Annotated in this window: 20 protein-coding genes; 8 read left to right on the plus strand and 12 right to left on the minus strand. The window is 55.8% G+C overall.

Annotation, left to right across the window (positions count from 1 at the left end; genetic code table 11):
- Positions 1 to 259 precede the first annotated feature (259 nt).
- Entirely contained in the window at positions 260 to 1,438 is a 1,179-nt protein-coding gene (locus ACZYUB_RS06555; RefSeq protein ID WP_463946538.1) for a VF530 family protein, read from the plus strand.
- Positions 1,439 to 1,465: 27 nt separating this feature from the next.
- The gene (locus tag ACZYUB_RS06560) at positions 1,466 to 1,705 is read left to right on the plus strand and encodes a DUF2960 domain-containing protein (protein ID WP_460884802.1); all 240 of its coding nucleotides are present in this window, start codon (positions 1,466 to 1,468) and stop codon (positions 1,703 to 1,705) included.
- 83 nt (positions 1,706 to 1,788) lie between these two features.
- Here ACZYUB_RS06560 and ACZYUB_RS06565 read toward each other — a convergent pair whose 3' ends face one another.
- The 4 genes from ACZYUB_RS06565 to ACZYUB_RS06580 all read right to left on the minus strand — a co-directional run bounded on the left by ACZYUB_RS06565 (position 1,789) and on the right by ACZYUB_RS06580 (position 5,812).
- The gene (locus ACZYUB_RS06565; RefSeq protein WP_463946540.1) at positions 1,789 to 2,979 is read right to left on the minus strand and encodes a YcbX family protein; all 1,191 of its coding nucleotides are present in this window, start codon (positions 2,977 to 2,979) and stop codon (positions 1,789 to 1,791) included.
- 93 nt (positions 2,980 to 3,072) lie between these two features.
- A complete protein-coding gene (yidA, locus tag ACZYUB_RS06570) occupies positions 3,073 to 3,882 on the minus strand; it encodes a sugar-phosphatase (RefSeq protein WP_463946542.1) in 810 nt (269 codons plus the stop codon).
- 105 nt (positions 3,883 to 3,987) lie between these two features.
- Positions 3,988 to 5,190 (minus strand): sodium/glutamate symporter, encoded by a 1,203-nt coding sequence (gene gltS / locus ACZYUB_RS06575; protein WP_463946543.1) that lies wholly within the window; start codon positions 5,188 to 5,190, stop codon positions 3,988 to 3,990.
- Positions 5,191 to 5,542: 352 nt separating this feature from the next.
- Positions 5,543 to 5,812 (minus strand): metal/formaldehyde-sensitive transcriptional repressor, encoded by a 270-nt coding sequence (locus ACZYUB_RS06580; protein ID WP_463946544.1) that lies wholly within the window; start codon positions 5,810 to 5,812, stop codon positions 5,543 to 5,545.
- A gap of 190 nt (positions 5,813 to 6,002) precedes the next feature.
- Between ACZYUB_RS06580 and dmeF the strand changes: the two genes are divergently transcribed.
- Positions 6,003 to 6,962: a CDF family Co(II)/Ni(II) efflux transporter DmeF gene (gene dmeF, locus ACZYUB_RS06585; protein ID WP_463946742.1), complete on the plus strand. Its 960-nt coding sequence runs from the start codon at positions 6,003 to 6,005 to the stop codon at positions 6,960 to 6,962.
- A gap of 70 nt (positions 6,963 to 7,032) precedes the next feature.
- Here the strand turns inward: dmeF and yjjG are convergent, their stop codons facing one another.
- The 4 genes from yjjG to ACZYUB_RS06605 all read right to left on the minus strand — a co-directional run bounded on the left by yjjG (position 7,033) and on the right by ACZYUB_RS06605 (position 9,665).
- Entirely contained in the window at positions 7,033 to 7,719 is a 687-nt protein-coding gene (gene yjjG / locus ACZYUB_RS06590; RefSeq protein ID WP_463946546.1) for a pyrimidine 5'-nucleotidase, read from the minus strand.
- A 46-nt stretch (positions 7,720 to 7,765) separates the two neighbouring features.
- A complete protein-coding gene (locus tag ACZYUB_RS06595) occupies positions 7,766 to 8,233 on the minus strand; it encodes a hypothetical protein (protein ID WP_463946548.1) in 468 nt (155 codons plus the stop codon).
- A gap of 174 nt (positions 8,234 to 8,407) precedes the next feature.
- Positions 8,408 to 8,680 carry an HU family DNA-binding protein gene (locus ACZYUB_RS06600; RefSeq protein ID WP_460884795.1) on the minus strand — a complete coding sequence of 91 codons (273 nt, stop codon included), beginning with the start codon at positions 8,678 to 8,680 and terminating at the stop codon, positions 8,408 to 8,410.
- 406 nt (positions 8,681 to 9,086) lie between these two features.
- Positions 9,087 to 9,665 carry a YjaG family protein gene (locus ACZYUB_RS06605; RefSeq protein ID WP_463946550.1) on the minus strand — a complete coding sequence of 193 codons (579 nt, stop codon included), beginning with the start codon at positions 9,663 to 9,665 and terminating at the stop codon, positions 9,087 to 9,089.
- A 149-nt stretch (positions 9,666 to 9,814) separates the two neighbouring features.
- Here ACZYUB_RS06605 and ACZYUB_RS06610 point away from each other — a divergent pair, with 149 nt between their 5' ends.
- Positions 9,815 to 10,759 (plus strand): D-2-hydroxyacid dehydrogenase, encoded by a 945-nt coding sequence (locus ACZYUB_RS06610; RefSeq protein WP_463946552.1) that lies wholly within the window; start codon positions 9,815 to 9,817, stop codon positions 10,757 to 10,759.
- A 525-nt stretch (positions 10,760 to 11,284) separates the two neighbouring features.
- Entirely contained in the window at positions 11,285 to 12,757 is a 1,473-nt protein-coding gene (locus ACZYUB_RS06615) for a peptidoglycan DD-metalloendopeptidase family protein (RefSeq protein ID WP_463946554.1), read from the plus strand.
- 90 nt (positions 12,758 to 12,847) lie between these two features.
- On the opposite strand, the gene hemE is transcribed toward ACZYUB_RS06615, so the two are convergent.
- Positions 12,848 to 13,912, minus strand: coding sequence for a uroporphyrinogen decarboxylase (gene hemE, locus ACZYUB_RS06620; RefSeq protein WP_463946556.1), 1,065 nt, complete (start codon positions 13,910 to 13,912; stop codon positions 12,848 to 12,850).
- A 210-nt stretch (positions 13,913 to 14,122) separates the two neighbouring features.
- On the opposite strand from hemE, the gene rsd reads away from it, so the two are divergent.
- A complete protein-coding gene (rsd, locus tag ACZYUB_RS06625; RefSeq protein WP_463946557.1) occupies positions 14,123 to 14,596 on the plus strand; it encodes a sigma D regulator in 474 nt (157 codons plus the stop codon).
- A gap of 98 nt (positions 14,597 to 14,694) precedes the next feature.
- Positions 14,695 to 15,087 (plus strand): PilZ domain-containing protein, encoded by a 393-nt coding sequence (locus tag ACZYUB_RS06630; protein WP_463946559.1) that lies wholly within the window; start codon positions 14,695 to 14,697, stop codon positions 15,085 to 15,087.
- A gap of 69 nt (positions 15,088 to 15,156) precedes the next feature.
- On the opposite strand, the gene radA is transcribed toward ACZYUB_RS06630, so the two are convergent.
- Entirely contained in the window at positions 15,157 to 16,521 is a 1,365-nt protein-coding gene (gene radA / locus ACZYUB_RS06635; protein WP_463946560.1) for a DNA repair protein RadA, read from the minus strand.
- 94 nt (positions 16,522 to 16,615) lie between these two features.
- Here radA and ACZYUB_RS06640 point away from each other — a divergent pair, with 94 nt between their 5' ends.
- The gene (locus ACZYUB_RS06640; RefSeq protein WP_463946562.1) at positions 16,616 to 18,976 is read left to right on the plus strand and encodes a PilZ domain-containing protein; all 2,361 of its coding nucleotides are present in this window, start codon (positions 16,616 to 16,618) and stop codon (positions 18,974 to 18,976) included.
- A 69-nt stretch (positions 18,977 to 19,045) separates the two neighbouring features.
- Here the strand turns inward: ACZYUB_RS06640 and serB are convergent, their stop codons facing one another.
- A complete protein-coding gene (gene serB / locus ACZYUB_RS06645; protein ID WP_463946564.1) occupies positions 19,046 to 20,050 on the minus strand; it encodes a phosphoserine phosphatase SerB in 1,005 nt (334 codons plus the stop codon).
- Positions 20,051 to 20,211: 161 nt separating this feature from the next.
- The gene (gene deoD / locus ACZYUB_RS06650; protein WP_463946565.1) at positions 20,212 to 20,934 is read right to left on the minus strand and encodes a purine-nucleoside phosphorylase; all 723 of its coding nucleotides are present in this window, start codon (positions 20,932 to 20,934) and stop codon (positions 20,212 to 20,214) included.
- Positions 20,935 to 20,967 lie beyond the last annotated feature (33 nt).

Below are 20,967 nucleotides of genomic sequence, written 5' to 3' on the forward strand. Positions count from 1 at the left end.
CCACAACCGCCCAAGTCTTTCCTGCTCCGCCTCTCCGCAGCTACAGAGCCCTGAAATAGACTTTCCTGGCACTTCTTGGCCAGTTTCTTTGACCGCGGAGTAAATTTGCGGTTCAATGCGCGCAATTAATGATGAAATTGAACCGGCTTCAGCCTTCGGCGATCAAACCGCTGCCGGCGAAGCTAGCCATTTTATCTGGGCGCAGCGATGGCAATTCATGCCGATGCGTCACCTTCAGCCGCACACCTTCAGGCATTTTATGAGCGAGAAACAAGAAAACAATCCGTTACACGGCATCACGCTGGAGAGCCTGCTCTCGGAACTGGTCAGCCTTTATGGTTGGCAAGGGTTGGCAGAACGCCTGCCGATCAACTGCTTCAGCCATGAGCCCAGCATGAAATCCAGCCTGAGTTTCTTGCGTCGCACCTCCTGGGCTCGTCAGAAAGTAGAAGCACTCTATCTGGCCAGCCAAGACAGCAGCCTGATGAATGCGGAAGTACCAGTGTCTGATGAACCCCGCAAGATCATGAGTCGTCCTCAGGCTACTGGACGCAAACAAGGTGAGCGTCGTCCACGTCAGGGATATGGCACGGATCGCCCGCTCCGCGCTGACGGCGACCAGCCACACGCAGAACGCAGCCCTCGTTGGGATGGCGATCGTCCGCAAGGAGAACGTCGTCCACGTCGTGATGGTGACCGTCCGCAGGGTGAGCGTTCCTCACGCCCTTATGGTGATCGCCCGCAAGGTGAGCGTGGCCCACGTCGTGATGGTGACCGCCCGCAAGGCGAGCGCAGCTCACGCCCCTATGGCGACCGCCCACAAGGTGAGCGTGGCCCACGTCGTGATGGTGACCGCCCACAAGGCGAGCGCAGCTCACGCCCCTATGGCGACCGCCCGCAAGGTGAGCGTTCCTCACGCCCTTATGGCGACCGCCCGCAAGGTGAACGCGGCCCACGTCGTGATAGTGACCGCCCACAAGGCGAGCGCAGCTCTCGTCCTTATGGCGATCGCCCACAAGGTAATCGCGGCCCGCGTCGTGATGGTGACCGTCCGCAAGGTGAACGTTCCTCACGCCCTTATGGCGACCGCCCGCAAGGTGAACGCGGCCCACGTTCTTATGGCGATCGTCCTGCACGCCCTTATGGTGATCGACCCAATGAACGGGGTGCGCGCTCCCAGGGTGAGCGGATCTTCCGCAATGACAATGACCCGGTACAACGGGAGCGTGCGCTGCAGCAACAAGAGGGGCAACGCCGCCAGGGGGGTGAACGGGGCGAACACTTCCCGCGTTCAGGCGAACGGCAGCACGGCCGCGATCATCAGCATGGTCGTCCACAACACAGTCAGCGCCCAGCGTCACCGCGGCCAAGCAAACCCAGCACTGGGACGTCCCCTTGGGGTACCCCGAAAAAGAAAAAGGAACAGGATGCCGAGTAAGTCGGCAACCTGGACAGTGGATAGCAGATGGCTCTGAAAATTAAATACCATTTCAACGGCAAACCGCGTCTCATCAATTTTGCCAATGATAAATATCACGACATCTATGAAGCGATGGCGGCGGCGGAAGGGATCGACTTGCGGCAGTTTCTGGCGATGGAAAAACAGATCGCCGCACTGACTCGTGACAAGAGCGCCAGTAAAGATTATCGGGATAACGAATTTCTACGCTTCGGTTTCAGCGAGATTGAAGTGATTAAAGAGTGATGTTCACCATCCTGTGCCAAGGCCACCGTTCGGTGGCCTTGGTTTTTGGCAAGCTATGATTCCCCCTCGCAAGCCACACCAGATTAGCGACGAAAGTTGAATGGCGGCTTCGCCAGGATCAGATCACTGCGTGCGCTGGCGCAGCAGGTCAGAATCAAACCATCCTCACGTTGCGTCGCGCTAAGCCCGGGCACCTGAGGCTGCTCGACCTCACCAGCGACTAGCATCTGTTTACACCGGCCACAGATACCCGCCCGACAGGCGTGAGGCAACTGAACTCCGCCCTCCTCCGCCTGTATCAACAAGGGCCGCTCGGGATCTGCCTGGAAAGAGGCATCCCCTTCCTCGGTCGATATCCGCACCGTAAACCGAGCGGACACTGAGCGAGCCAGCACCTCATCTTCCTGAACCTGGGGACGAATGGGCGCCGCGACCTGTTCGGCAGGTAATCGGGGACGCTCGGGGTAGGCAGGGGCGGTCTGCGTCTCCAAGACTTCCACCGGATCGCTGACGCTGACCCAGCCCTCATTTAGCGGGATCAGGTTCTGGCCGAAATAGATCTCGCCATCCTCCCCCAGCCGGTAAGTCGCCAGCGTGGCCAGGGGCTCCCGCTGCGGGTGGTAGTGTCCTGACTCGGCATCCAGCGTGGTCATCACGCAACGGCTACAGGGCTTGGCCACCAAAAACTCCACCTCGCCAATGCGGATCCGGCGCCAGCCATCCTCGGCAAACGCAGCCGTACCGCTCACCACCAGATTGGGACGAAATTGCTCCATACGCTGTGGTGTCGGTGAACGCCGATTGAGATCATCGAGTGAGGCTTGCGAGATGAGCAGCAGCGGATAACCATCGGCAAAACTGACATGTTGCTGCAATTTGGCGCGATAACGTGGCGATGATTCACCCAGCCAGAGTAGACGGGCCGGCTCCCCCAGCAACTGGCTGAACCAGGCGTCCGCCTCCATCCGGGTTGCACGAGCAGAAAAAGAGTCACTCCAGACGCCGGTGGTCACCTGCTCCTGGTCAAATTGCGCAGGAAACAGCTCCAAATCAGCCAGCCCAGGTGTACGCAGACAGATCCCCGCCTCCAACCACAGCACTCGCACCTGCTGCAGCTGGGGATGGGTTCGGGCGGTGATAAAACTGCCGTCCGGCCGGACAACCATATAACGGCGGTCACCCACCAGCCCTTCAGCTCCGACCCACAACCGCGACTCATCCAGTCCTCGACAGGACTTCACCGGATATCGGAATAACCCACTCAGCTTGACCATGGTTCGGCCCTTCAGCAACCCAGGAGGGGCACTAAGGTAACCTTCCGCTGCCATGGGCTCAAGGTGGTTTTTCCCTGGTTTAAGCCAGCAGCCTCAAGGCTGCAGCATAAAGCGTTCGATCACGTGGGCAACACCATCCTCTTGATTGCTGTGGGTGACAAAATCCGCCATCGCCTTGATCTCGTCAGTGGCATTACCCATGGCCACACCCAGTCCGGCATAACTGAGCATATGGGCGTCATTACCGGCATCACCGACACAGATGATCGCCTCGGGGCTGATCTCCAGGTGCGCCGCCAGCGCGGCAACCCCGGTTCCCTTGTTGCTATCCGGATGCAGGAACTCCAGAAAATAGGGGGTACTTTGTACCACGGTGAAACGCTGATACACCTCAGCAGGCAGGGCGCCCACGGCTTGAGCGAGGATCTCCGGCTCATCCACCATCATCACCTTGAGAATGGCTTCATCTTCGGGCAATTGAGCAAAATCCAGCTCGGTGAGCAGTAAATCATTGTGACTGCGCTCCAGCTCGGTATAGCGACTGTTCCGTGGCGCAATCAATCCTTGCTGGCGGGAGAAGGCATGAATATTCACCCCCAACTGCTGACTGATGGCGAATAAGTCGCGAACATCCTGACCATTCAGCAGACGGCTGGCCAACACGGCACCACTGCCCACATTCTGCACCAGGGAGCCGTTGTAGCTGAGGACATAGTCTTCGTGACTGGTCAGCGCCAACTGCTGCAAGAATTTTTCCATGCCGGCAATCGGGCGTCCCGAGGCCAGCACGACTTTGATGCCTTTTGCCTTCGCTGCCGCAATCGCCTGTTGCGTCCGCGCGGAGATGGAGCCATCGTCCCGCAACAAGGTTCCATCCATATCCAGCGCGATCAATTTATACATAACATCCTCGAAATCCGTCAAAGCAACCGGTTGCATTGTGCGAGCAAGTGAGCCAAAAAACAAGGGAGCACCAAGCTCCCTTGCCATATCCCCCTCAGAGCCAAATCAGGCAAGCCAGGGCAATGCCAGAAACAGCTTGATGATCACCGCATTGAGAATGTCGATGAAGAAGGCCCCCACCATGGGCACCACGAGAAACGACAAATGGGACGGTCCAAAGCGCTGGGTGATGGCCTGCATATTGGCGATGGCGGTGGGGGTTGCCCCCAACCCGAAACCACAATGCCCCGCCGCCAGAACGGCCGCATCATAATTGCGCCCCATCACCCGGAAGGTGACGAAGTAGGCATACAACGCCATAGCCAGGGTCTGTGCGGAGAGCAAGACGATCATGGGCAAGGCCAGCGCGGCCAACTGCCACAGTTTTAACGACATCAGCGCTATGGCAAGAAACAGCGACAAGCTGACATTACCCAGTAACGAGACTTCCCGCTCCCCGACTTCATGCCAGCGCAGTAACCCCAGCACGTTGCGTAACAACACCCCGACAAATAAGACGCAGACAAAGGTTGGCAGTTCACAGGCGGTCCCCTGTAGCAACAGTGCAACCTGGGTTCCGGCCATCAGGCTTACGGAGATAAGCGCCAAAGTCTCGATCATGGAAAAAGCCGTGATCGGACGTTCACGCTCCGGCAACTCAAAGCCCAGCGGTGACGAATCGGCATTTTCATCTTCACCGGGAACCGTTACCTGTTTCACCAACTTACGAGCGACTGGGCCGCCAATCAGGCCGCCGAGGATCAACCCGAAGGTAGCGCAGGCGATCGCCAGTTCCGAAGCGGACTGCAGTCCGTATTTCTCCGCGAAGGTCGCACTCCAAGCAGCTCCTGTACCATGCCCACCGGAAAGGGTAATAGACCCGGCCAGTAACCCCATGCGCGGATCGAGTCCGAGCAGCGAAGCCAGGGTGATCCCCAGGGTGTTCTGCATCAGCAGCAGACCGGTTACCACCAGCAAAAAGATAAACACAGCACGGCCGCCGCGGCGCAGGCTGGCAAAATCGGCATTCAGACCTATAGTGGCAAAAAACGCCAGCATCAAGGGCGTCTGCAAAGCCGGATCAAACTGGACTGACTTTCCGGTCACACAGAAAATCACTAACTGGATCAAGGCAATCAACAATCCACCGGCAACCGGCTTGGGAATATTGTAAGTCCGCAAGAAAGGGATGCGGTTAACCAAGGAGCGGCCGAGCAGCAAAACCAGCGATGCAGCCACCAAGGTGCCGTAAAAATCGAGTTGAATCATCCATCCTCCCTATTGATGGTCATAAAGCATTGGAAGCAGCCAATGCAGGGATTGTGCGTGCAAAATATGCATTCAGTTTGCGCGTTGCTCCCAAGTCTAGTCGCCTTGAGTGCAACGGATCGAAGCAAGCCGGGAGAAAGCGTCTAACGAGAGGCTCGGCTCACCCTGAGGATCTTGTGATGAGTCCTGTCACGCACTAAAAACAGTAACAAGCAATAGTGAAATACAACAAACAACTGGCCATTGTGCAGCAGAAAAACCAAACGAATATTAAACAATAAGATACATATATTTATATATGGCGCAATTTCAATATTAAATGTTGAGAAATCTGCATTCCTGGTGATGCAAACTACTTCAAATATGAGCGCAGAACCTTGATGATCCCTTCCGTGGCTTCCGGTTCATCGTCGCTGGCCAGGGGCTGCATATGCTCCCGGATGTGCCCTTCCAGCACCTGTCCCATCAGACCATTCACCGCGCCGCGCACCGCCGAAATCTGCTGCAGTATGTCATAACATCCCAGTCCTTGATCCAGCGAGCGCTCCAGACCATCGAGCTGACCACGCAGTCGACGGACACGATTAAGCAGGGCTTTCTTCTCTTTTTGGGTATGGCTCATCTTGATTCCTCGGCAAGTTCCGCCCGCATTATCCATGACAACCGGCTTGCTGAAATATACTGGGGGGGGGTATATTTGATTCACACTATGACAAAGAGATGCCTGCATGTCCATATCACACACCGCGGCTCCCGTGCCGCCACAGACCACAACACTGACCTGCATCCAGGCTCAGGCGTTTCATCGTCCGATGCAAGGTAGTGAACGCAAGATAGCCTGGGTGGTGGCACTAACGGTGACCATGATGGTGGTCGAAATCCTCGCGGGTTGGCAGTTCCACTCCATGGCCCTCCTGGCCGATGGCTGGCATATGAGCACCCACGCCCTGGCTCTGGGTATTTCACTGCTGGCGTATGCCTTATCCCGTCGTTTTGCCGGCGATCATCGCTTCGCCTTCGGGACCTGGAAAATCGAGATCCTGGGGGCCTATACCAGTGCACTGATCCTGGCCGCCGTAGCCTGCTCCATGCTCTGGGAATCTACGGTTCGATTGTTTAACCCAGGCACCATCCACTATGGCGAATCCATGCTGGTTGCCATGGTCGGATTGGTGGTGAATCTGTTGAGCGCCTGGTTGCTGGGTGAACAGGGACATAGCCATGGGCCCGGGCATCATCACGATCATGGGCATTCGGGCCACAGCCACGCCCATGTGCAACGGGCTCATGATCACAACCATGACCACGACCATGACCATGACCATAACCACGACCATGACCATGAGCATGGACATCAGGACCTGAATAAGAAAGCGGCCTACATCCATGTGCTCACCGATGCCGCCACCTCGGTGCTGGCGATTGTCGCACTCGCAGGCGGCATGCTGTGGGGCGCCGCTTGGCTGGATCCTGTGATGGGGCTGGTAGGTGGCGTGGTAATCCTCTACTGGGCCAAAGGCTTGCTCAGTGAAACTACACGCATTCTGATCGATGCCGAGAGTCATGGCACTGTCAGTGAGCAGATCCGTGACACAGTAACCCGCCACAACAGCTCGCTTCTTGACCTGCATGTCTGGCGTATCGGCGAGACTCGCTATGCCGCTATCGTCGGCTTGCCTGCAGTAACAGAGTCGCAATTGACTCACTTACGGCATCATCTGGAGCAAATCCCCAATCTGGCGCACCTGACGTTGGAAACCCACTCTCATTAGGCAAGAGAGACATGACACAACAGAGGCGCCATCAGGCGCCTCTGTTGTGAACTACCAATGCCCCGAAGGATCACAAGGCGAATAAGGGTTGTACTCGTGGCAGCATCAACAGCTCATGGAATCGTTCAATCGCATGATGCGAAGTCACGGATTGAGACTCACGGCGCAGATTAAACCAGCAGGTTTCCATCCCGACACCTGCTGCACCGGCAACATCCGTCTGTGGATTATCGCCGACCATCAGCACATCAGCAGGCTCGACAGACACCATGCGCGCCAACGCGGCCTCAAAGATCCGCGGATCGGGTTTGTTCACACCTAACTCTTCGGATACCAGCATAAAATCAAAGCAATCGGCTAACCCGCTCTGGTTGAGGCGCGCATGCTGGATATCCGCAAAACCATTGGTAATGATCCCCATCCCGACCTTGCCATGTAATTGACGCAGCGTCTGTTCGACCCCGGGCAACGGCTGACTACGTTGCAAAATAGCCTGTAAAAAGGTGTGGTTCAGCTCTAGCGGCGAAACGCCCGACTGTGGCGCTAAATCGCGAAAACGGGCTTGCTTCAAGGTTTCGGCGTCCAGCAGCCCCGCATTGTATTGCTCCCATAGCGCCTTATTCAGCGCCTGGTAATCCGCCAACATCTCGGCCGTCAGGGTCACCGAATAGTGCGCCAGCGCGGCATCTAATGCTTCAGCTGCCGGAAAATCAAACAGGGTATCGTCCAGATCAAACAGGATCCACTGATAAGCCATAATTCAGGTCCGCCCTTGTCATTAGGAGCGGGAATGCTACCACAGGCTAATCGAAGAGGGTCACATCATCGGCGTAGAGCTTGGTAATCAGCACTCGCAAATCCACGCCGGGAGACAAGCGCTGCAGCAAAGGTCGAAGCTGGGAGACTTGCTCCACCAGATGACGTTCCGAGTGTCGCACAACCCCTCGCATCATGAGATCGAGCATATGAGTCTGGAGCGTTGGCAAAGAGATCAGATTAACGCTGTGCTGCAACTCATGCTCCTCACACCAACACATGAGTTCATGCAGAGGGGGAATTACCTCCGGGCCCCCGAGCGCCCAGGCTCGAATGTCTGTGACCCGGATCCAGGGACCTGGTGGCAACTGACGGGCGGCGTTGATGATGGCATCCCGATAGCGACAGGCAAACTCGTAATTAATACCGCCAGCCACGCGGATCCAAAGCAAAGAACCTACCGCTTGATAGTTAAAAACACCATGGCTATCCACGGAGTCGCCCTCAATGACCATTAACAACGCTGATTCAGAATTTGAGAATGGCAAAATGGAACCCATTCGTCCATGCAGCGATCGACTGTGTCTTGAGGAAAGGCGCCCCAATAGCACCATAAGATTGAAAACTCACAGCTTTTCAGACAATAAAAAACCCGACATCAGGTCGGGTTTTTTCAACACGGGGGAAAATTATTTCACCGCATCTTTCAACGCCTTTCCGGCGACGAAAGCTGGCACATTGGAAGGCGCGATAGTGATTTCAGCACCAGTTTGCGGGTTACGACCTGTACGGCCAGCACGGTGATTAACCTTGAAAGTACCAAACCCGACCAACTGAACTTGATCACCCTCTTTAAGGCTCTGAGTGATGCTGTTCAGAATTTCTTCCAGTGCAACTTTGGCCTGGGCTTTGCTCATATCAGCCTTTGCTGCAATCGCATCGACAAGCTCAGTTTTGTTCATAGAGAGTCCTTTTTTATTCCGGCGCTAATTAAAAATCAGCGACCAATCTAGTCAAAAAAACAGCCTCAAGCAAAGGCTTTATCCCGCACCACGCGGTGATCGGCCAGCTTTTCGGCAAGAAGTGCCGAGCTCTTCACACTTATCCCACACATACCGCCAATTGTGCGCAGTTATCCAGCCAATAGCCCTTGGCGAAAGCGCTATCATCATTAATAAGCGACGCAACCCAGCAGAGTATTCGCCATCCACAATAGAAGAGTGTGGAGCCGTAAAACTATCACTCTGATTGTCGATGTGTGTGGTGGATTGGAGCTCGCCTGAACGCAAGATTTGCTGGAACTCCAGCTCGGGCCGGAGAGCAACGACCATCAGAGTTCGCTGCTGGTCGTCGTGATGAACCTCAAGCTTACTCGAGAGTAATCCCTAGATTGGAGACACCATCTTGAGCCGCCAGGGAGCGAATGGCCAGGATCTGGTGTGGATCACGAGGTCTGGAGACCTGATTCAGCAGCTCCACCTGGAATGCCATCTCCTGCTCCATCAACGGCTGTTCATACAGTTCGTCTTCGGTCAATTCTCGCTCTTCGAGCATCTCGATAAAGCCGGCCACCGAACCAATCGATGCATTACTCGCTTCCATCGGCTCTTCACCAATCCGGCAGATCACCGAATTGTAGGCACAGCCCAGAGCGACACAAGCGTCCAGTGCCGGATAGGCTCCATAGCTCTCTTCATGAGTGGGATCAGGAATAAACGCTTCGAAAGACTCCAGGATGGCCGACAGATTGACTCGCGAGCCTCTCTCCGTCAGATAACGCCACAGGCTATCCAGCGCCGCGCGAAACTCGATAGCATTACCTTTACCGGTGCTCTCGGCGTACAGATGATAATTGGGATACATGCGTTCGGCCAAAGCCAATGCAAATACACTCTGCTGCCAGGGTTCCAAATCCCCTAGACGTTTATAAAATTTATCGCCGAACACGCGGTTACTCCCTCACTGTGAATACGCTCATTGTATGCCGATGACCATGCTATTGCACTCTTCCCCTGATGCTCACTCATCCTGAGGACCAGGAACTCGAATCCTGAAACAGCCTGCGCTACCATCAAAGAAATCAGGAGATTCTCATCATGACTCATCACACCTTGTTGCTGCTTAGCCGTGACAACAACAGCTACCAACAATTGCTGACGCAACAAGCACTACCTAATCTCAGGTTACTCGTCGCTGATAACCCATCCGAAGCCCAGCAGCTTGCTCCGCAAGCAGATATTTTACTGGGTGAACCCGCGACTATCGCAACCGTATTATCCTTGGCCACCCAGTTACAATGGGTTCAGTCCACCTACGCAGGTATCGATGCACTACTGCAACCCGGCTTACGTCAGGATTATAAACTGACCAATATCCGGGGAGTCTTCGGCCCCCTGATGAGCGAATACGTCTTTGCGCATCTGCTCAGCCTGACCCGTCACTTACCCATCTACCGCGAACAGCAAAAGAATCGCCACTGGCAAGCGCTACCCTATCGCCCGTTGAGTGAACGCCGTCTGTTGATTCTGGGCACCGGCAGCATAGGCCAACATCTGGCGATGACGGCACACCAATTCGGTATGGAAGTGTGGGGAGTCAATCGCCGAGGTCACGAAGTGGCTGGGTTTGATGACATATTCCAACCTTCAGCACTGCCGCACCTGTTGCCGCAAGTCGATGTCATCGTCAGCGCCTTGCCGTCTACCCGGGAAACGAGTCACCTGTTCAACCGCGAGTTGCTCGCCTGCTGTAAACCAACGGCCATCCTGTTCAATGTAGGACGTGGCGATGCGATCCAGAGCGAGCATCTACTGGAGGCCCTCAAGTCCGGACGCCCGGGAGTGGCCATTCTGGATGTTTTCGAAGAGGAGCCGCTACCGCCTCATGATCCATTGTGGCAACTGCCGAATATCCTGATCACCCCGCACAATTCCGCCTGGAGTCATCCCGAACAGGTGGCCCGGATCTTCGAGCGCAACTATTTGCGCTACCTAGAACAGATGCCATTGGAATTCATGGTCGATTTTCAACGCGGCTATTGAATCGAAGTCCTGGACCTTTCCATTGGCCTGAGGCGCCCTCACAGAGTTGCCTCAGGCTGATGCCCCATATTGGTACATACTGCTCGATATCATGCCGCCATCCAGCCATTGATCATGAGATTGATCAGGATAATGCGTGATTCCAGATCTCAATCGACGCCATTTGAGCTGCTGAAAAACGGTATACTCCTTGCTTATATCTATCCGGCTTACAGTGCTGCCCAAGATCAGGCACTTGGGATTGACGAGGATCAGTCGAACCCGGAGTCGGATCGGCCCCTATCGGTTTAGGAGCAGGAACTATCGTTACCACCGAGTAAAAAAGCAGCATGTAACCGTTACATCGGCTCTGTAGGCCGCAAAAATCTTGGTTAGTGACCACTATCCGTGATACAAATCCGGTTTTGAAAGTGTCAGGCGCGCCTCTGCTTCGCCCCTGCGTTTCGTGATGATATAAATCATCGGTTTTCTATGTATCCAGTTTCGATAAAGCAAGGACACAGGATGAAACGGTTTTTAGCTCCAATGAGCAGAATCGCCGAGTGGGAGCCCCCCATTCCCCGGCAACACCTGTACGCCATCTTGATGTTGGCGGGGTTTTCTGTTGCCAGCGTAACACTGCTGCCTTCCCCGAATGAGCTGCTTGCGGATAATCCCATCACTGTACAAGCCCAAAATCTCTCTGCCGAAGCCAACATCTCCGGTTCCCAAGCTGCAGATACCGAATTTCTAACCATCCCTGATCACGAAGTGGTCGGTGATGAAGCATCCCCCGTTGACGGTCTGGAAGCGGATTCAGCACCTGACCTCGAATGGCTTGACTATAAGGTTAAGGGTGACGACAACTTATCCGTGATCTTCAACACCTTGAACCTGCCTGCCAAGACTCTGCATAAGTTGCTGGAAGTGGACATCCAGAACTCCCTGATCCGACTCAAGATCAACCAAAAACTCTCCTTCATGGTCGATGGCAACAATGTTCTGCAACAGTTGGCTATCCCATTGGACGGCGAGCGGCGCGTATTGTTCGAGCGCCAAGGCGACAATTACGTTTCTCGCGTTGAACCTGTGAGTGGTGAGGCAGCCAAGTTTGTCAGCAATACAATGGATGATGACGAGGCCGAGAGTGCAAAACCTCAACCTAAAGTTGTAACCCAAGCGGACACCAAAACCGATCTCAAGACAGCAAAAGCTGAACAGAAAAAGAAAGAAGTGGCTGCGGTTCGCCCGAGCCGGGTCATTAAAGGCAGTATCAGCGGCGCCTTTGTCACCAGCGCCCGTAACGCTGGACTGACCAATAACCAGATCCACAAGGTTGCCAACATGTTCCGGGGCCGCATCGACTTCCGTCGAGATCTGCACCGGGGCGATACCTTCAAGGTCTTGTTCGATAAAGCACACAGCGAAAATGCCAAGATCCTTGCCGTTGCGTTCACGATTAATGGCCGCAACTTTAGCGCCTTCCGTAACACGGATGGAAATTTCTATGATGAAAGCGCCTCCAGTTTCAGCAGCGCCGGCACTTTCATGCGTTATCCGATCCCGGGCCAGCGTCGCGTCAGCTCCGGTTTTAGCCCCAGCCGCCGTAACCCGGTGACCGGGCGAGTGCAACCCCACAATGGTACGGACTTTTCAGTCCGCGTCGGGACTCCGGTTCTGACGACCGGTGAGGGCATTGTCATCAAGGCCACCAGCCATAGAGATATGGGTCGCTACGTAGTGGTTCGTCATGGTGGCAAATACACCACAGTGTATATGCATCTGAGTAAGCTTCTGGTGAAACCCGGGCAAAAGATCAAACAAGGTCAGAAGATTGGCTTGTCAGGAAACACTGGCCGCTCTACTGGCCCTCACTTGCACTATGAGTTCCGCATCAACAACCGTCCGGTCAATGCCATGCGTGTCGATTTACCGATGAATGAAAGTATGGGCGGCAAGAGCAAGCGTCAATATCTGGCTAAGGTTCGCGAATACAAGCGATTAATGGCTCGGGGCTAGACGGACTCTTCGATAACAGTCAACAACAAGGCCGACAGCAATGTCGGCCTTGTTGTTTGATTGCGACCAGAAACATGGTGCCGATGATCATTACCGGTGATACGGCCGAGAAAGGCGATGCACAGCATCGACAAAATGCGTCGGCTGCGCCGGATCCACATCCTGGGCGATCCCGTGCCCCAGATTAAACACATGACCATTGCCTGGACCAAACTCCGCCAAAATACGAGCCACCTCCTGCTCGATTCCAGATGCCGATGCATAGAGCATGGCCGGGTCCATGTTGCCCTGTAGCGCCACCCGATGACCGACTCGACGCCGGGCATCGGCCAAATCCACCGTCCAGTCCAGCCCAATCGCATCACAGCCGGTGTCCGCAATCGCCTCCAGCCACTGACCACCATTTTTGGTGAACAGGGTGACGGGAACGGGATGACCTTCGAGCTCCCGGGTGAGCCCGGCAACAATCCGCGCCATATAATCCAGCGAAAAAGCTCGATACGCCGGTGTCGAGAGCACTCCACCCCAGGTATCAAAGATCATCAGCGATTGAGCACCTGCGGCTACCTGAGCATTCAGATACAGACACACACTGTCCGTCAGCTTGGCCAACAAGGCATGCAGGATTTCCGGCTCGCGTACCATCATCTGCTTGATGCGGGTAAAGGTTTTGGAACTGCCTCCCTCCACCATATAGGTGGCCAGAGTCCAGGGACTGCCCGCAAAACCAATCAGGGGAACCTGCCCCTGTAAGGCGCCACGAATGGTCCGGACCGCATCCATCACGTAGCGTAACTCCCCTTCCGGATCCGGAACCGGAAGCTGCTGCACATCGCGCAAACAGCTCACAGGGCGAGCAAAGCGCGGGCCTTCGCCCTGGCCAAAGGTCAATCCCAATCCCATGGCATCCGGTATGGTCAAGATATCGGAAAACAGAATGGCGGCATCCAATGCATAGCGACGCAACGGCTGCAGGGTGACCTCACACGCCAGCTCGGGATTACGACACAGCGACATGAAATCACCGGCTTGGGCACGCACATCACGGTATTCCGGCAGATAACGCCCGGCTTGCCGCATCATCCAGACCGGCGTTTCATCGACAGGTTGCCGCATCAGGGCTCGTAAATAACGATCATTCACCAAGGGTTGCATACTCTTTCCATTTCCTCGGACCATTGAGAATGGCGATTGTAACATTCTGGCCTGTAACCGGAAGCTCACTGGACGATAGCCTTTTGCTAACAAATCATGTCCGAGTTAACAGAGCGCAAAGAAAGGTAGCCAGGCTATTGACCTGATCTGAAATAACTCCGTTTAATGGCAATAACTAGAGTGTTACGACAAGTCAGATGGGGAGGCTCTATGCTCACTCGAATCAATAAAACCCGCCAGCTACTGGCCGGTAAGAATGAATCGATAGATGCGCTACTGGATGCACGGCATGAATTGCTGGTGCAGTTTGTCGGCCTTCTGAGTCACAAGAGCAACCGGAAAAAATGTCTCCCTTCCTGCACTCAGGTTCAGGATTTCTGCCAGCATCTGGTGGACTATATATCCGCTGGGCATTTCGAGATTTATCAGCATGTTATCAGTGCTATCGAGAAGGCCAGCGGACGCCGCCTGTCCATTGTGAATCGGATATTACCGAAGATAGAGGCCACCACCGAGTTTGCCCTGAGCTTCAACGACAAGTACGGCGATGGCCTGGACGAAGATAAACTGCTGGAGCTGGATGCCGATCTGAATGAACTCGGTCCACTGCTGGAAGAGCGCTTCCGCCTGGAGGATCGACTGGTCAAGGCCTTGCAGATCCTGGATGAAATTATCGCCGCCTGAGCATTTACCCCGTGCCTGAAGCACATTATTCAAGCATGGGGCTTACCTTGGTCCGCCAGATCCGCCTACACTAAAAACGACGAGTTCAGGAGGACACCATGATCGAGCGCCGCCGTTTTTTCCGCGTTATTTTTTCTACTCCGGCACAGTTATGTCAGGGTGAACGCTGCTGGCAGGTCAAGCTGCTGGACTTATCCTTGCAAGGGGCACTGGTTGAACAACCCGAGGACTGGCCGGAGACCGTAACGGGTCGTTTCGAGCTCAGCTTCGCGCTGGCGGGATCCGACATCGAAATCCATATGGAAGTCGAACCCAGTCATGCCGGGAAAAATCGCCTCGGTTTGTATTGCCACCATATTGATATCGACAGTGTCTCCCATCTCAAACGACTGATTGAACTGAACGTCGGCAACGCCGATATGCTGCAGCGCGAGTTGGCTCACCTGCTGGAAGAACATGTCGAGCATGAGCAATCCCATTCTGCGGATTAACTCTTGGGTCAATCAAAGCAGAGAGGCCACCCGACGGTGGCCTCATGCATTCATGCCTCAGAAAGCAGACTAAAGCAGCTCCAGCGCTTCAGCCAAGGTAGTGACTGCCAGGATTTCCATCCCCGGGATCGGTTGTTTGGGCATATTGCCCTTGGGAATGATCGCTTTGCGGAAACCATGTTTGACTGCCTCTTGCAACCGCTCCTGACCGGAAGGGACCGGGCGAATTTCGCCGGACAGCCCCACTTCACCGAAACTGATCAGATCCTGCGCTACCGGCCGATCGCGGAAACTAGAGACCATCGCCAGGATCAACGGTAAATCCGCACTGGTCTCCTCGACCTTGACCCCGCCAACCACATTGATAAACACATCTTGATCCGACATCTGCACACCACCATGGCGATGCAACACCGCCAACAGCAACGCCAGACGGTTATGCTCGGTCCCTACCGCCAGACGACGCGGATTGGAGAGCTGGGAGTAGTCCACCAGTGCTTGCAACTCGACCAACAACGGGCGGGTGCCCTCCCAGATCGCCATCACCACAGAGCCCGGACTTTCCGCTTCACCACGATTGAGGAAGATGGCCGAAGGATTACTGACCTCTTTCATCCCCTGGGCCGTCATGGCGAATACACCCAATTCATTGACGGCACCAAAACGGTTCTTCTGACACCGCAGGGTACGGTAACGGGAGTCGCCATCTCCCTCCAGCAACACGGAGCAGTCCACACAGTGCTCCAGCACTTTGGGACCTGCCAAGGTACCATCCTTAGTGACGTGGCCCACCATGAAGATGGCCACCTGATGCTGCTTGGCAAAACGGGTCAACTGGGCCGCACCCTCCCGCACCTGGGAGACAGAGCCCGGAGCCGAACTGACATCGGCCACATGCATCACCTGAATGGAGTCGATGACCATGATGGCGGGTTTTTCCTGCTGTGCCAGATTACAGATCTGCTCGACACTGGTTTCCGAGACTATCCGCAGTTTATCCGTCGGCAGGTTCAGCCGACCGGCACGCATTGCCACCTGCTGCAGCGACTCTTCCCCGGTGACGTAGAGGGTCGGCATCCGAGCCGCCAGCTGACACATGGTCTGCAACAGCAAGGTACTCTTACCAGCTCCAGGATGGCCACCAATCAGGATGGCAGAGCCTGGAACTATGCCACCGCCCAGCACCCGGTCCAGTTCACGAAATCCAGAGCTGAAACGAGGAATTTCAGTCAGGGCGACGTCGGCCAGGGTCTGCACCTTGCCACTGAGCTCACCGGCATAGCCACTCAGGCGCGAGCCACTCTTGGTCGTCGCTGTGCTCATCCGAATCTCGGAGATGGTGTTCCATTCGTGGCACTCACCGCACTGCCCCTGCCAACGGGGAAATTCGGCGCCACATTCACTGCAAACAAACGCAACTTTGCTTCGGGCCATCACACAAACTCATTAAGAAAACAAAGACATGGTCGATATAGTAAAATACATTTAGCCAACAAAGCTTGTTGTCATGGAACGGACTTACTCGGTTATGGATTCAGAAAGGCCACACCCTCTGCTCGAACAGCTATTGCCGCTGATCAGAGAGCCCGACTTTGATGAAATATTCAGTCGCCTGACCCATGGTGAGAACAACAATACCCGTTTTTTGCTCAAAATGGAGCTCAAGCGCAAATCCACCCCGTCCGTGCGGAGTATCGACCTGCGGGCCCGGAATAATGCCGTGCCGTTTGTCTATGCCGGGATCCAGCACTTTATGACCCCGGAAGATATCGAAGTGTTCCAGGCGACCATTCCCATCTATCACGGTAAATACACGGTGGGGGTCTACGAGGCCGTACTGGCAGCGCAAAAAGAGCGGCTGAAAAAAGACTCCCAGCTCGGCGAGGATCCATCCCATGATCCCCATCGTTTCGAGATCGATTCGGTGCACTTTGCCAGTTACTACCACAGACGCGAAGAGCGCATGCATTTCAGCTCACCTGTGGTACTCAAGCTCGGTTCCCAACCTGCGCTACAGGCCAAGACCTCGGATATCTCTCCCGGCGGCCTGCGGCTATTGCTGACCGCCCCCATCGCCTTCGAAGTGGGTGAACTGTGTCATGTCACCTTCACCGGCTTGCAGAAGGAGTCTCCGGCGCCCCTGATCAACGAACCGGTCTGCTATCAGATCCTCGGTGAAGAGCTGCGGGAAAACCGCTTCTGGCTCAAGTTGCTGCGCGCCGATTCCGATCCCGAGCTGGACCGTTATCTACACAACTTCATCGATACCAATAAAGTGCGTTACCGGGTCAGCATCGATTACCTGCTCTCCTCGGTCGAGGTAAAGGGCTACGAACAGTACTATCTGCCACGCATGACCGGCTTGCCGTTGTTCTTCAACAAAGAGGCCACCCCGCAGCTGGTACATGTGCTCAAAAGCGAGAACAACCAGGCCGTGCTGGAATACTGGCGTGACGAACGCAATAACGACAAGCTCGGCGGCCTGTTCACCCCGCTGCGGATGCAACGCCTGCTCAGCCAACCTCAGCCCCACAAACAATGCTGGATCTACTGTTTCACCCACACAGTGCGCAGTCACATCTACTTCTTCTCCGCCACTCAGGAGGAGCTCGAAGAGAGCGGTTTGCGTGACCTGTTCTTCACCGTCGGTGCCCGTCGCCCAAGCTGGCGAGTCTTCAAACTGGATCTGGAAGCCATCCAGCTCAACAGCCAGGGTCTCAAGAGCCTGATCAACATCGATGGCCTGCCTCCGGCCCACGTCGCGACGGTGGAACAACAACTGGAGCAGCTCGGCTATGTCGGCCAGCTCATTGCTGTCGATGATGATGCCCAGCGCATCGACTATCTGACCGATGCCCTGGAAGAGTTCCAGGCCAATCAGTTGCAGATCTTTGCCAATCCCATCGAGGTGCCCGCGTTCGAACTGGAACTGCTGCATTATGTGCAACTACGCAAGGAGCTGCGTTATATGCACAAAACCACAGTGGCCGTGAAACATGGCATCAATACCGTGGTCGGTTGGACCCGGGACATCTCCACACACGGTCTACAAGTCGAGCTCGAACAACCTCTGGCCTGTGAGCGGGGTGATGTCATCGGCTTGACGTTGCCCAAGCTGCAAGCCCTGACCCGGGATATGAAGTTGCAGAATCTGGCCTATCGGGTGGTGAACGCCAATCCGGCCCGTACCGTATTGAATCTATGCATCGAAGGATCGGCTGATACGCATATCGGCCGTCTGTTCTTCCAACGCCTGATCGACAGTAACCCGGACAAGCTCAAAACCGCTCGTGAGCTCAAACGCATGAGCGGCATGGCCCGGGCGCTGCGCAATCTGTATACCTACCACCTGTTCAATACCCCCTTATACCTGAGCAAGGCCAAGCCCAATCGGCTCGGCGCCATCGGCACCATCGACAAGCCTCGGCCACTACAAGGTTTGCTGACCGAGTGCTGCGTGGAAAAGCCGTTTAACCTGCTGCCACTGTTCCAGGGGCCACTGCTCAAGCATCTCATTTTGCTGCCGCTGCGCCAGTTGCGTCGGGAAGATGCCCCTCATAGCTGCGAGATCTTCATCAGCCGCCAGTTCGACAGGCAGGGTGACCTCTGCTACGACAGCCGCCTGGAGGATGAGTTCACCAGCGCCGAGGATAAACGCCACTTTGTGCGCACGGCCCTCAAGCGCGGCAACTTCTCCTCGGTGCGGCTGTTTCTCTCCCGCACCGGTCGCCCGGATGTGGACTTCATCGCCGGTGAGCTGGATTACGTCGCCAAATATGCCATCCATAAGGCACGGCAGCTGGAGGAAACACTGTGGAGTGTGGTCGGCATCTGCGACATGATGGATACCACGGCGGCCACCCTGTACCGTTTGAAAATCAAACGCTAGTCGTTGGAGGGCCCGTGAATACGCACAAAAAAGGGAGCCTTGAAGGCTCCCTGATTCGTTAGGCTCGGTTCACCGCAAGGCCGCGACTCGCGCCCCGGCGTGCAGCAAGCAGAGCACGGCTTCCAGATCCAGCTGGCGGATCGCCACCTGTGCCTGCTCGCGCACTATGGGCTTGGCATGGATCGCCACGCCGAGTCCGGCTGCCTTGAGCATCGGCAAGTCATTGGCACCATCGCCGATGGCCACCGTCTGGCCACTGGCAATACCATAGCGGTTTTGCAGCATCTGCAGGGTTTCGGCCTTGACCTTGGCATCGACGATACGTCCCAGCACCTGACCGGTCAGCACCTCACCCGCCGTTTCCAGATTGTTGGCTTCGATATGATCCAGTCCCAGATCCTGCTGCAGCTTGCCGGCAAAGCGGGTGAAGCCCCCGGAGGCGATCGCCACCTTCCAACCGGCCGCCTTGGCGCCATCCACCAGCAGCGTCAGACCCGGCATCAGCGGCATATTGGCCGCCACCGCATCCAGGATCGCCACCGGAGCATCCTTGAGCAGCGCGACCCGGTTGCGCAGGCTATCGGCAAATTCCAGCTTGCCCTGCATAGCCGCCGCAGTCACGGCCGACACCTGTTCACCGACACCGGCCAGACGAGCAATTTCATCGATGCACTCGATCTGGATGGCGGTGGAATCCATATCCATCAGGATCAGGCCCGGCTCAGCCAGGTTGGGCAGTTCAGCGACATGAGCAGCATCCAGCGGCCACTCCTGGGCCTTGAGCCAGAGTGCCAGCTCGGCATCATAGCGATCCAGCGCCAAGACCAGCACCTGCACTTCCGCCAGCACGAATGGTGGCACCAGCGCCCACGCAATATCACGACTCTGCAGCTGGGCAACCACAACCGCCAGCTGTTCGCGACTCATAAACTCGCCCATCAGCACCAGATAGCCACCATGCACCGGCAAGCATTCGCGGGGCTGTAGGGTATCGGCATGAGCGACATAGACGGGGGCGGCGGCCAGGATCGACGACCAGGCGGCAATATCATGGGGCAAGTGTGAGAATGGCATCTGGCGTAGGGCTCCCTGCTGAACGCAAAAATGAGGGCTCAGGGTAGCGATCCGGCTGGCAACAGGCAAGGTTTTGCGCCCATAAAAAGGGGACGCTCGGCGCGTCCCTTATTTGACTATCACCCAGGCTATGCATGGGTGCTATTTCAAGCCGCTAATCCTCAGGCCGCTTGATCGGCGAGCAGCACCGAATCCAGCGCGATCAGGATCATCTCGTTGAACGTCAGCTGACGCTCTTCGGAGCTGGTTTGCTCATGGCGCTTGATGTGATCGGAGACGGTACAGATGGTCAACGCCTTGGCACCGAATTCGGCCGCCACACCATAGATACCGGCCGCTTCCATCTCGACGCCGAGGATGCCGTATTTCTCCATCACATCGAACATAGCCACATCCGGGTTGTAGAACAGATCGGCGGAGAACAGGTTGCCGACCTTGACGGCGATGCCCCGGGCCTTGGCGGCATCCACGGCGTGGCGCACCAGATCAAAATCAGCCAGCGCGGCAAAGTCATGGTCCTTGAAACGCATGCGGTTCACCTTGGAGTCGGTGCTGGCACCCATGCCGATGACCACATCGCGCAGATTGACATCATCCCGTACCGCGCCGCAGGAGCCGACACGGATCAGGGTGGTCACCCCATACTCGGTGATCAGCTCCTTGGTGTAGATGGAGCAGGAGGGGATCCCCATGCCATGACCCATGACCGAAACGCGGCGTCCCTTGTAAGTGCCGGTGTAGCCATACATGTTGCGGACATCGGTCACCAGCTCGGCATTGTCGAGAAAGGTCTCGGCAATGTATTTGGCGCGCAGCGGATCGCCCGGCATCAAGACGACATCGGCAAAGGCACCCTCTTTGGCATTGATATGAGGAGTTGGCATCGTTTAGTTCCTTATAGTTCCTGGTAGCACTGT

It is taken from the genome of Pseudaeromonas sp. HNCC25DJ182 (assembly GCF_055413365.1).

Bases quoted from the DNA above. Each gene is read 5' to 3' on its own strand.
- ACZYUB_RS06565 (WP_463946540.1), bottom strand. From the start codon at position 2,979: ATGGTCAAGCTGAGTGGGTTATTCCGATATCCGGTGAAGTCCTGTCGA.
- ACZYUB_RS06615 (WP_463946554.1), top strand. From the start codon at position 11,285: ATGAGCAGAATCGCCGAGTGGGAGCCCCCCATTCCCCGGCAACACCTG.
- ACZYUB_RS06640 (WP_463946562.1), top strand. From the start codon at position 16,616: ATGGATTCAGAAAGGCCACACCCTCTGCTCGAACAGCTATTGCCGCTG.
- ACZYUB_RS06560 (WP_460884802.1), top strand. From the start codon at position 1,466: ATGGCTCTGAAAATTAAATACCATTTCAACGGCAAACCGCGTCTCATC.
- deoD (WP_463946565.1), bottom strand. From the start codon at position 20,934: ATGCCAACTCCTCATATCAATGCCAAAGAGGGTGCCTTTGCCGATGTC.
- yidA (WP_463946542.1), bottom strand. From the start codon at position 3,882: ATGTATAAATTGATCGCGCTGGATATGGATGGAACCTTGTTGCGGGAC.
- hemE (WP_463946556.1), bottom strand. From the start codon at position 13,912: ATGCAACCCTTGGTGAATGATCGTTATTTACGAGCCCTGATGCGGCAA.
- ACZYUB_RS06595 (WP_463946548.1), bottom strand. From the start codon at position 8,233: ATGGTCATTGAGGGCGACTCCGTGGATAGCCATGGTGTTTTTAACTAT.
- gltS (WP_463946543.1), bottom strand. From the start codon at position 5,190: ATGATTCAACTCGATTTTTACGGCACCTTGGTGGCTGCATCGCTGGTT.
- ACZYUB_RS06555 (WP_463946538.1), top strand. From the start codon at position 260: ATGAGCGAGAAACAAGAAAACAATCCGTTACACGGCATCACGCTGGAG.
- rsd (WP_463946557.1), top strand. From the start codon at position 14,123: ATGCTCACTCGAATCAATAAAACCCGCCAGCTACTGGCCGGTAAGAAT.
- ACZYUB_RS06630 (WP_463946559.1), top strand. From the start codon at position 14,695: ATGATCGAGCGCCGCCGTTTTTTCCGCGTTATTTTTTCTACTCCGGCA.
- radA (WP_463946560.1), bottom strand. From the start codon at position 16,521: ATGGCCCGAAGCAAAGTTGCGTTTGTTTGCAGTGAATGTGGCGCCGAA.
- dmeF (WP_463946742.1), top strand. From the start codon at position 6,003: ATGCAAGGTAGTGAACGCAAGATAGCCTGGGTGGTGGCACTAACGGTG.
- serB (WP_463946564.1), bottom strand. From the start codon at position 20,050: ATGCCATTCTCACACTTGCCCCATGATATTGCCGCCTGGTCGTCGATC.
- yjjG (WP_463946546.1), bottom strand. From the start codon at position 7,719: ATGGCTTATCAGTGGATCCTGTTTGATCTGGACGATACCCTGTTTGAT.
- ACZYUB_RS06600 (WP_460884795.1), bottom strand. From the start codon at position 8,680: ATGAACAAAACTGAGCTTGTCGATGCGATTGCAGCAAAGGCTGATATG.
- ACZYUB_RS06610 (WP_463946552.1), top strand. From the start codon at position 9,815: ATGACTCATCACACCTTGTTGCTGCTTAGCCGTGACAACAACAGCTAC.
- ACZYUB_RS06580 (WP_463946544.1), bottom strand. From the start codon at position 5,812: ATGAGCCATACCCAAAAAGAGAAGAAAGCCCTGCTTAATCGTGTCCGT.